This window comes from Helicobacter pylori (genome assembly GCF_014496965.1).
Lineage (GTDB): Bacteria > Campylobacterota > Campylobacteria > Campylobacterales > Helicobacteraceae > Helicobacter > Helicobacter pylori_CZ.
Genome location: NZ_JACTCR010000011.1, coordinates 41,892 through 51,141 on the forward strand (window position 1 = coordinate 41,892; position 9,250 = coordinate 51,141).

A 9,250-nucleotide genomic window follows, 5' to 3' on the forward strand; every position below is an offset into this window, starting at 1 on the left:
AATAAGGTTTTGCTTGCGGTAGCGTTTTATTTCAATTAGGAGTTTTTATGGGGTTAAAGAATAAAATCAAGGGTTTTGTTAAAGAGAGAATGCCTTTTGTAATGAGGTGCGTTCGTGGTTTAAAAGGGGCAAAAAACGCCCATGAAAACGCCCATGATAGGGACGCTCATTATGAAATCAATCATGAAATTAAGGAAATGCTAGAGGCTAAAAAACTTCATTTTCTTCAAGAAAAAGCTTTATTCAACCACGATGATCAAGAAAGCGTGTTTTTGGCTATCGCTTCTTTAAATAATGAAAGCTTCATGGAACGCAATAGGAGTATTTATAAAAATAGTTCTCTTAATTATAATTATGGGGGGGGGGCATTTAGAGGATAGGGTCATCCATCCCACTTTAACTTTACCCAATCCCACGCATTCGGGTTATTTTGACTATGATAAAAAAAGTCAAAACCCTAAAAGCCCTCTAAACCCATGGGCTTTTATTAGAGTCAAAAACGAAATCGTTACTTTAGAAGAGAGTTTGTTTTCTATGCTTCCTGCCGTTCAAAGGGGGGTCATTGGTTTTAATGATTGCGATGATGGCTCTAAAGAAGTGGTTTTAGAGTTTTGCAAAAAGTTCCCCTCATTTATCCCTATCAGCTATCCTTATGAAGTCATTCTAAAGGATTGTCCGAGTTTGTGGCACCAATTCTATCACTATTCTAATTATATACTTTCTTTTATCCCTAAAAATGAGTGGGTAGTCAAAATTGATTGCGATCATATCTATGACGCTAAAAAACTTTATGAAAGTTTTTATATCCCTAAGAACATTAAAGAGGTTGTGATGTATTCGCGCATTAATTTTGTGGTGCGGGATTTTGAAGTGTTTGTTCGTAATGATGGGGATTTTGGTTTTTTGGACGCATGGGGGGATCATTGGTTATTGTATAACGATTGCGAGCCTTTTGAAATTTGGTGCTACAATGATGAAAGTTATGAAGTCCTAAAGCTTAAAGATAAACACTATATTAAAGATAAGGAAATGGTGCAATGGCACTTCCCTTTAGCTAAAAAGAGGCGAAACGCTATCGTTTATGACGATTTGATCCCTTTAAAAGAATTTAAAAAACGCCATGCCGATTTGATAGGCACAAGGATTGAAGAAAGCATGCTAGATGAAAAGAGGATTTTAGAGGTATATCAAAAATTCCGCTTGCCTTAAATCAATCATCGTTTTTTGCTTCCATGCTCTATTTGTAGGTTCATTGAATTAAACCTACAAACAAGCAGTTTATTTCCTTACAAACTGCTTGTATAAAAATTCCTTTCTCCCTATGGCGATGATATGGTTGCGCATTTTGTCATGCAAATCGCCTAAGAAAAAAGGGGCTTTTAATTCCAGTTTAGGAATGTCTAGGGCATACACTTGAATTAAGTAATGGTGATCACCATTAGGAGGCATGGGGCCGATATAGACGCTGTTATTGAGATTGGAGCGTTGTTTTTCGCTTTCATTAAGAGAGGAACGGATAAAGCCTTGAGTGAGCGAATTGACCCCTTGAACAATCCTTTTATCCATCATGGAAGCGTTTTCTTCTAAAACATTGTAAGAAATATTGCCCACGACCCAATGGACAAACGGCATGCCGCACACTTTTTGCGCGTCATGATCGATGAGTTCTAACGCATAGCTTTGAGCGCCTTCCACTTTTTGCCATGAGATTTTAGGCGAATAAGTGGGTAAGCCGTTTGGGTTGAGAAATGCTTTAGGAGCGTTGCCGCCAAATTTAGCGTCCAAATACCCCTGCGAATCGGTTTGAATCATCACTTCAAAAGTTTTCATTTTAAGCCCTTTTTCTTTGAAATCATTTTCCTTTATTGTAGCATGATCATAAAAACACATCTTACTTTGGAACATGATGTTAGAATAATTATTTTTAATGATTGTATAGCTATTTATTTTTGGTGGTTACCATTGAACGCATGGAAAGTAGAATAAATCGTTTGAGTGCCAAAATAGACGCACTATTGGAACAGCAAAAAAAAGTGATTTCGTTGTTAGAAACTTATTTGAGCGTTTATTCCACACCACAAGAGGCTTCAAATAAGCTTTCTAAGGGCATTAGTCAAGGCATGGAGTTGGCCCCAGAAATCGTGCAAGAAGATGAAGAAAAACGCCTTTATGTGTTGCAATATTTAAGCCATGTGGATATTACTAAAAACAAGCAAGACTCCCAGCTCAAAAAAGATTGTTTGGAATTTATCCAAAGGTTTAATATCCCAAAGCCCATTATCGTTACCGCTCTTTATAACCTTAAGGGCATTAAGCCCACTAAAAAAGAAGTGGCGAAGCAATTGCAAAAACTCTATGTGTGGGAGAAGCGTTACCAACAAGGGGGGATAGACGCTTTAAAAGACAGGCGTGGGAGACCCCTTAAAAAACCTTAAGTGGGTTGGTAGCGGCTGGTTTTTGATAGGAGAATATTCGCATTTCTCAAAATGTTTTCAAAAATTCATCTTATTTTAAGTTAAAATTAAGAAAATATCTTGTATTTAATCATAATTTAGACCTAGATAAGAAATCTATGTAAAATTTTTAAGGAGAACACTCATTTGTTACAACGAATTTATTTAGACAATAACGCTACAACTAGGATTGACCCTAAAGTCAAGGAGATCATGGATCCTTTTTTAAGGGATCATTACGGGAACCCTAGCTCGTTACACCAATTTGGCACAGAAACCCACCCGGCCATTGCAGAAGCGCTGGATAAGCTCTATAAAGGCATTAACGCTAGGGATATAGATGATGTGATCATCACTTCTTGTGCGACAGAGAGCAATAACTGGGTGTTAAAGGGCGTGTATTTTGATGAATGCTTGAAAAAAGGCAAAAACCATATTGTAACCACGGTTGCAGAGCATCCGGCGGTGCGATCCACTTGTAATTTTTTAGAAAGCTTGGGGGTGGAGGTTACTTACTTGCCTATTAATGAGCATGGGAGCATCACTGCCGATCAAGTCAAAGAAGCGATCACAGAAAAAACCGCTTTGGTGAGCGTGATGTGGGCGAATAATGAAACCGGTCTCATTTTCCCTATTGAAGAAATTGGGGCTATCTGTAAAGAAAAGGGCGTGTTGTTCCATACCGATGCGGTGCAAGCGATTGGTAAAATCCCTGTAGATGTGTTAAAGGCGAACGTGGATTTCCTTTCTTTTAGCGCGCACAAATTCCATGGGCCTAAAGGCATTGGGGGGTTGTATATTAGAAGTGGGGTGGGATTGACCCCTCTTTTTCATGGCGGGGAGCATATGAATGGTAGGCGCAGCGGGACTTTGAACGTGCCTTATATCGTGGGCATGGGCGAAGCGATGAAATTAGCCGTAGAGCATTTAGACTATGAAAAAGAAGTGGTAGGGAAATTGCGCGACAAATTAGAAGAAGCGCTTTTGAAAATCCCTGATGTGATGGTGGTGGGCGATAGAATCCATCGTGTGCCTAACACGACTTTAATCAGCGTGAGAGGGATTGAAGGAGAGGCCATGCTGTGGGATTTGAATCGCTCTAATATCGCCGCTTCCACAGGGAGCGCGTGCGCGAGTGAGGATTTAGAGGCTAATCCTGTCATGGTGGCGATTGGGGCGAGCAAGGAATTGGCTCATACCGCTATCAGGCTTTCATTGAGCCGTTTTAACACGGAAGCTGAAATTGATAAAACGATTGAAGTTTTCTCTCAAGCGGCTGTAAGATTGAGAAACATTTCAAGCTCTTATTAAAAAGAACATAAAGGAATCAAAATGGCAAAACATGATTTAGTGGGATCGGCTCTTTGGGACGCGTATTCTAAAGAAGTTCAAAGGCGCATGGATAACCCTACGCATTTAGGGGTCATCACAGAAGAGCAGGCTAAAGCCAAAAACGCTAAGCTCATTGTGGCGGATTACGGCGCAGAAGCATGCGGAGATGCGGTGAGATTGTATTGGCTTGTAGATGAAAGCACGGATAAGATTGTTGATGCGAAGTTTAAAAGCTTTGGTTGCGGGACAGCGATCGCAAGCTCAGACATGATGGTGGAATTGTGTTTGAATAAAAGAGTCCAAGAGGCGGTAAAAATCACGAATTTAGATGTGGAAAGAGGCTTGAGAGACGAACCGGATACGCCGGCTGTCCCTGGGCAAAAAATGCACTGCTCGGTGATGGCGTATGACGTGATCAAAAAAGCTGCCGGCATGTATTTGGGGAAAAACGCTGAAGATTTTGAAGAAGAAATCATCGTGTGCGAGTGCGCTAGGGTGAGTTTAGGCACGATTAAGGAAGTGATTAGGCTTAATGATTTAAAAAGCGTTGAAGAAATCACTAATTACACCAAAGCCGGCGCGTTTTGTAAAAGCTGTGTGAGACCGGGAGGGCATGAAAAAAGGGATTATTACCTGGTGGATATTCTTAAAGAAGTGCGTGAAGAAATGGAAGCTGAAAAACTTAAAGCCGCCGCTAACAAATCCCAAAATGGGGAATTGGCTTTCAGGGAAATGACTATGGTTCAAAAGATTAAAGCCGTGGATAAAGTCATTGATGAAAATATCCGTGCTATGCTTATGATGGACGGAGGGGATTTAGAGATTTTAGACATTAAAGAAAGCGATGATTACATTGATGTGTATATCCGCTACATGGGGGCATGCGATGGGTGCATGAGCGCGACTACTGGGACTTTATTTGCCATTGAAAACGCCTTACAGGAATTATTGGATCGCAGTATCAGGGTGTTACCGATTTGATTTGAACTTTTTAGGGGGTGGAGGTCTTTTTTTGAGCGAAGCGCTAATAAACTCTGAGGAATGATTAGTGCTTGCGGCATTGTTCGTTATACACTACTTTTATGCTAACATGCTATTTTTGTTTAAAGCGATTTGCGATGATGATTGAAGGAACTTGATGAAAACGACAGAAAACACAGATGAAACTCACTTAAGGGAAACTAAAAATAAACTAGGGCGCAAACCAAAAGCAGACGCTAATAAAAAAACTCGTGCTGTAAGCTTGTATTTTTCTGATGAGCAATACCAAAAACTAGAGAAAATGGCTAACGAAGAAGAAGAAAGCGTGGGATCTTATATCAAACGCTATATTTTGAAGGCTTTAAGAAAAATAGAGCAAAATGGCGCTTGATAATTTTTTAACTTGTTTTTGAGTTTAGCTCCACGGGTTTTGCTATAAAACAAAACTAAAGCCCCATTTTTATCCAGTATTTAGCTGTGTGGTTTTAAAAAAGAGAAATATTTTGGCTAAAAAAACTTCTTTATTTGAGTGTCAGCATTGCGGTTTTACAAGCCCTAAGTGGCTAGGCAAGTGCGTTCAATGCAACGCATGGGAAAGTTTTATAGAATTGAACCAAGCTCAAAAGGAAGTTTTAAACACGCTTAAAAACCCGATCCCAAAAGTGCAAAAAAGCGTTTCTATCGCTGAAATTGAGCATGAAGAAGTGATCAAATTTTCTTCCACTCAAAGTGAGTTGGATATTGTTTTAGGTGGGGGGATCGCTAAAGGGGGGTTGTATTTGGTGGGGGGGAGTCCTGGGGTGGGGAAATCCACTCTGCTTTTAAAAGTGGCTTCTGGTTTAGCCAAAAACCAGCAAAAGGTTTTGTATGTGAGCGGGGAAGAGAGCTTGAGCCAGATTAAAATGCGCGCCACTAGATTGGATTGCATAGAAAAAGAATTGTATCTGCTCAATGAAATCAATTGGCCTGTGATTAAGGCGAATATTGAAAGCGAAAATTATTTTGCTTGCGTGATTGATTCCATTCAAACGCTTTATTCGCCAGAGATTTCTTCAGCGCCCGGCTCTATTTCGCAAGTGCGAGAGATCACTTTTGAGCTCATGCGTTTGGCCAAAACAAGAAATATTGCTGTTTTTATCATCGGTCATATCACTAAAGAAGGGAGCATCGCAGGGCCTAGAGTGTTAGAGCATATGGTGGATAGTGTGCTGTATTTTGAAGGCGATCCCAGTAGGGAATTAAGGATTTTAAGGAGTTTTAAAAACCGCTTTGGCCCTACGAGTGAAATCGGCTTGTTTGAGATGAAAGAGCAGGGTTTGGTGAGCACCAAAGAAGCTTCAAGCTTGTTTTTTTCCAAAGAAGAGCCTATGGAGGGGAGCGCCATTACCATCACTTTAGAAGGCTCAAGGGCGTTGATTTTAGAGATTCAGGCGTTGGTGAGCGAGTGCAGTTTTGGAACACCCAAACGATTAGCGAATGGGTTTGATACTAACCGCCTTAACATGCTCATCGCTTTATTGGAAAAAAAGCTAGAAATCCCCTTAAACCGCCATGATGTGTTCATTAATGTGAGCGGAGGCATTAAGATTAGCGAGCCGGCTTGCGATTTAGCGGTCATTGCCAGTATCCTTTCAAGCTTTAAAAACAGAAAAATTGACAATAAAACGGCGTTTTTGGGCGAAGTGAGTTTGAATGGCAGGATTTTAGAAGCCCCTAATTTGAACGCCAGATTGAAAGAAATGGAAAATTACGGCTTTTTAAAAGCCATTTTGCCCAAAAAACCCAGCCAAAAAACCTCTATCAAATGCTATGAAGCTAATGTGGTGGGTAAGATTGTTGAGTGGATGTGATTGGAACTTTTGTTACCTAATAAAACAAAGCCTTATTGAAATTTAAACTCAATTTAAAGAGTAATTGCTGTCTTTTTTAGTTATAATGGCGGACACCATTAAAATTAAAACAAAGGTTATTTAATGAAGGTATTATCTTACTTGAAAATTTTTTATCTTTTTATACTAATAGGAGCGATCATGCAAGCGAATGAAAGCATGGGGGCTAAACACCCTAAAACCGATGAAAGAGTGATTTACTTGGCTGGGGGGTGCTTTTGGGGGCTAGAGGCGTATATGGAGAGGATTTATGGCGTTATAGACGCAAGCTCTGGTTACGCTAATGGCAAGACTTCAAGCACGAATTATGAAAAATTGCATGAGAGCGATCATGCTGAAAGCGTGAAAGTGATCTATGATCCTAAAAAGATCAGTTTGGACAAGTTGTTGCGCTATTATTTTAAGGTGATTGATCCGGTAAGCGTGAACAAACAGGGTAATGATGTGGGCAGACAGTATCGCACAGGGATTTACTATGTCAATAGCGCGGATAAAGAAGTGATAGACAACGCCTTAAAAGCGTTACAAAAAGAAGTGAAAGGCAAGATCGCCATTGAGGTAGAGCCGTTAAAAAATTATGTGAGGGCTGAAGAGTATCACCAGGATTATTTGAAAAAACACCCCGGTGGCTATTGCCATATTGATTTGAAAAAGGCGGATGAAGTGATTGTGGATGACGATAAATACACCAAACCCAGCGATGAAGTTTTAAAGAAAAAACTCACCAAACTCCAGTATGAGGTGACTCAAAACAAACACACTGAGAAACCCTTTGAAAATGAGTATTACAACAAAGAAGAAGAGGGCATTTATGTGGATATTACCACCGGCGAGCCGTTATTTTCTTCAGCGGATAAATACGACTCTGGTTGCGGGTGGCCAAGCTTTTCTAAGCCTATCAATAAAGATGTGGTGAAATACGAAGACGATGAGAGCCTTAACAGGAAGCGCATTGAAGTGTTGAGTCGCATTGGTAAGGCGCATTTAGGGCATGTGTTTAACGATGGGCCTAAAGAATTGGGAGGCTTAAGGTATTGCATCAATAGCGCGGCTTTAAGGTTTATCCCTTTAAAAGACATGGAAAAAGAGGGCTATGGCGAGTTTATCCCTTATATCAAAAAGGGTGAATTGAAAAAATACATCCAAGATAAAAAGTCGCATTAAGGGGTGATGACTAAGCCCCCTAATGGGGGGTTAAAATGGGGAATTTAAGCGTTTGGGTTATCCTAAGGATCGCTAAAAACCACTAGAAACCGCCTTAAATAATTCATTTTTTAATTACCCTTACTTTAAAAACGCTCTCTTTTAAGCTTTATGGCTTTGTTCTTAAAATATCAATAACTAAAGCTTTTTAACTTTTTTAAAAAATGGGATTTTGGTTGCTTTGTTTTCATTGTTTTATGGCAAAAACTTATTTCCTTAATGAGGATAGAGGGGTATTTTGAAACCATTCTCTCTATAATCCCCCTAACCCTAAAGAAGCGCTTTTTAAGAGATTACCGCTTGATTAGAATCAAGCTATTTGCTATTTCATCTTTAAAAAATGCCCTTGATTTATTTTTAAATTTTTAACCCATAATGAGCTTGTGTAAGGTCGCTAAAATGCTTAAAGCATAAATGAGAAGCAATAAGATTTTATGCACCTTTTCATTAGCCAAAGCAATAAGTTTGATTCCAATGCCCACCCCTAAAAACGCTCCAACACCGGTAATCACCCCGGCTTGAACGCTTATATCATCAAGAACCTTCCCATTATAAAGAGAAATAACCCCGGATAAAGAAGCGAACACCACAAAAAATAGCCCCAAAGGCACGATTTTTTTAGAATCGTATTTCAAAAAATAGCCTAAAAACGGCACCATTAAAATCCCCCCACCCATGCCTAGCGGGATAGAAAAGATGCCAGTAACAAAACCGGCGAGCATCAAAACCCCATGCGTTCTATCCATAGACACAAAAGGGATTGCGCGCTTTTTTTCGGGCGTTTTGTTATTCGCATGCAAATCAAAATGCATTTCTTCAAAATGCTCTGGCTTCTTGTTGTTAGAAAAAGCGTATTTGATAAAGGTGTAGCACACCACCACCACAAACACGCTCATTAAAATCTTATCGTTAATGATTTTTAAGATAAAGCTCCCTAAAATCGCCCCCATTAGCCCTCCAAGCGCGGCAAAGGAGCCTTCTTTCAAATCCAACAAGCCCTTTTTGTAATTGATGATAGAGCCGACCACTGAAGAAAAAAGCATTTGCATGAGCGAAATACCCACCGCATGGCTATAACTAAAATGGGCAAAAATCGCGCTAGGGACGACAATCTCCCCTCCACCAATGCCAAAAAACCCGGCGGTAATGCCGGTGAATAGCCCCACAAGAGCCAAAATAAACGCTGTTGATTCTTCCATGAAAAACTCCCTAAATTCTAAATTATTACTTTATCAAAAAAGAGTGATAATCTTTAAAAAATTTTCTTTAAAGAGGGTTTGCGCCACCTAGTAAGCAAACACATAATTGAGGAAAAGGCTATACATCCTTCGGTATTCTAGTTTAGCGCCCATGAAAGAATAGTAGCTTGTGTTGATTGTGGGGATTTTAAAG

Annotated in this window: 11 protein-coding genes; 8 read left to right on the top strand and 3 right to left on the bottom strand. The window is 39.8% G+C overall.

The window, feature by feature from the left end; genetic code table 11:
* The first annotated feature begins 47 nt into the window (after window positions 1-47).
* Window positions 48-380 carry a beta-1,4-N-acetylgalactosaminyltransferase gene (locus tag H7O61_RS05165; RefSeq protein ID WP_187875338.1) on the top strand — a complete coding sequence of 111 codons (333 nt, stop codon included), beginning with the start codon at window positions 48-50 and terminating at the stop codon, window positions 378-380.
* A complete protein-coding gene (locus H7O61_RS05170) occupies window positions 355-1,209 on the top strand; it encodes a beta-1,4-N-acetylgalactosamyltransferase (protein WP_187875339.1) in 855 nt (284 codons plus the stop codon). The genes H7O61_RS05165 and H7O61_RS05170 overlap by 26 nt, the downstream gene beginning before the upstream one ends.
* Window positions 1,210-1,278: 69 nt before the next feature.
* Here H7O61_RS05170 and H7O61_RS05175 read toward each other — a convergent pair whose 3' ends face one another.
* Window positions 1,279-1,905, bottom strand: coding sequence for a YbhB/YbcL family Raf kinase inhibitor-like protein (locus H7O61_RS05175; RefSeq protein WP_187875340.1), 627 nt, complete (start codon window positions 1,903-1,905; stop codon window positions 1,279-1,281).
* A 65-nt stretch (window positions 1,906-1,970) separates the two neighbouring features.
* Here H7O61_RS05175 and H7O61_RS05180 point away from each other — a divergent pair, with 65 nt between their 5' ends.
* From H7O61_RS05180 to msrB, 6 genes are all read left to right on the top strand, one after another.
* On the top strand, window positions 1,971-2,435 hold the full coding sequence (locus tag H7O61_RS05180; RefSeq protein ID WP_187875341.1) for a helix-turn-helix domain-containing protein: 465 nt from the start codon (window positions 1,971-1,973) through the stop codon (window positions 2,433-2,435).
* Window positions 2,436-2,600: 165 nt separating this feature from the next.
* Window positions 2,601-3,764: a NifS family cysteine desulfurase gene (locus H7O61_RS05185; protein ID WP_000941679.1), complete on the top strand. Its 1,164-nt coding sequence runs from the start codon at window positions 2,601-2,603 to the stop codon at window positions 3,762-3,764.
* A gap of 21 nt (window positions 3,765-3,785) precedes the next feature.
* Window positions 3,786-4,766, top strand: coding sequence for an iron-sulfur cluster assembly scaffold protein (locus H7O61_RS05190; protein WP_187875342.1), 981 nt, complete (start codon window positions 3,786-3,788; stop codon window positions 4,764-4,766).
* Between the two features lie 157 nt (window positions 4,767-4,923).
* On the top strand, window positions 4,924-5,157 hold the full coding sequence (locus tag H7O61_RS05195; RefSeq protein WP_000858672.1) for a ribbon-helix-helix domain-containing protein: 234 nt from the start codon (window positions 4,924-4,926) through the stop codon (window positions 5,155-5,157).
* Window positions 5,158-5,269: 112 nt separating this feature from the next.
* Window positions 5,270-6,616, top strand: coding sequence for a DNA repair protein RadA (gene radA / locus H7O61_RS05200; protein WP_187875343.1), 1,347 nt, complete (start codon window positions 5,270-5,272; stop codon window positions 6,614-6,616).
* Window positions 6,617-6,739: 123 nt separating this feature from the next.
* Window positions 6,740-7,819, top strand: coding sequence for a peptide-methionine (R)-S-oxide reductase MsrB (gene msrB / locus H7O61_RS05205; protein WP_000866569.1), 1,080 nt, complete (start codon window positions 6,740-6,742; stop codon window positions 7,817-7,819).
* A gap of 404 nt (window positions 7,820-8,223) precedes the next feature.
* On the opposite strand, the gene H7O61_RS05210 is transcribed toward msrB, so the two are convergent.
* Both H7O61_RS05210 and H7O61_RS05215 read right to left on the bottom strand, forming a co-directional pair.
* On the bottom strand, window positions 8,224-9,057 hold the full coding sequence (locus tag H7O61_RS05210) for a sulfite exporter TauE/SafE family protein (RefSeq protein ID WP_001936326.1): 834 nt from the start codon (window positions 9,055-9,057) through the stop codon (window positions 8,224-8,226).
* An 87-nt stretch (window positions 9,058-9,144) separates the two neighbouring features.
* On the bottom strand, window positions 9,145-9,250 hold a 106-nt coding region (locus H7O61_RS05215; protein ID WP_120966095.1), incomplete at its 5' end, for an outer membrane beta-barrel protein.

What these genes read in the sequence shown, in the direction of transcription:
- H7O61_RS05165 (WP_187875338.1), top strand. Translation starts at nt 48, where the DNA reads ATGGGGTTAAAGAATAAAATCAAGGGTTTTGTTAAAGAGAGAATGCCT.
- H7O61_RS05170 (WP_187875339.1), top strand. Translation starts at nt 355, where the DNA reads ATGGGGGGGGGGCATTTAGAGGATAGGGTCATCCATCCCACTTTAACT.
- H7O61_RS05175 (WP_187875340.1), bottom strand. Translation starts at nt 1,905, where the DNA reads ATGTTCCAAAGTAAGATGTGTTTTTATGATCATGCTACAATAAAGGAA.
- H7O61_RS05180 (WP_187875341.1), top strand. Translation starts at nt 1,971, where the DNA reads ATGGAAAGTAGAATAAATCGTTTGAGTGCCAAAATAGACGCACTATTG.
- H7O61_RS05190 (WP_187875342.1), top strand. Translation starts at nt 3,786, where the DNA reads ATGGCAAAACATGATTTAGTGGGATCGGCTCTTTGGGACGCGTATTCT.
- H7O61_RS05195 (WP_000858672.1), top strand. Translation starts at nt 4,924, where the DNA reads ATGAAAACGACAGAAAACACAGATGAAACTCACTTAAGGGAAACTAAA.
- msrB (WP_000866569.1), top strand. Translation starts at nt 6,740, where the DNA reads ATGAAGGTATTATCTTACTTGAAAATTTTTTATCTTTTTATACTAATA.
- H7O61_RS05210 (WP_001936326.1), bottom strand. Translation starts at nt 9,057, where the DNA reads ATGGAAGAATCAACAGCGTTTATTTTGGCTCTTGTGGGGCTATTCACC.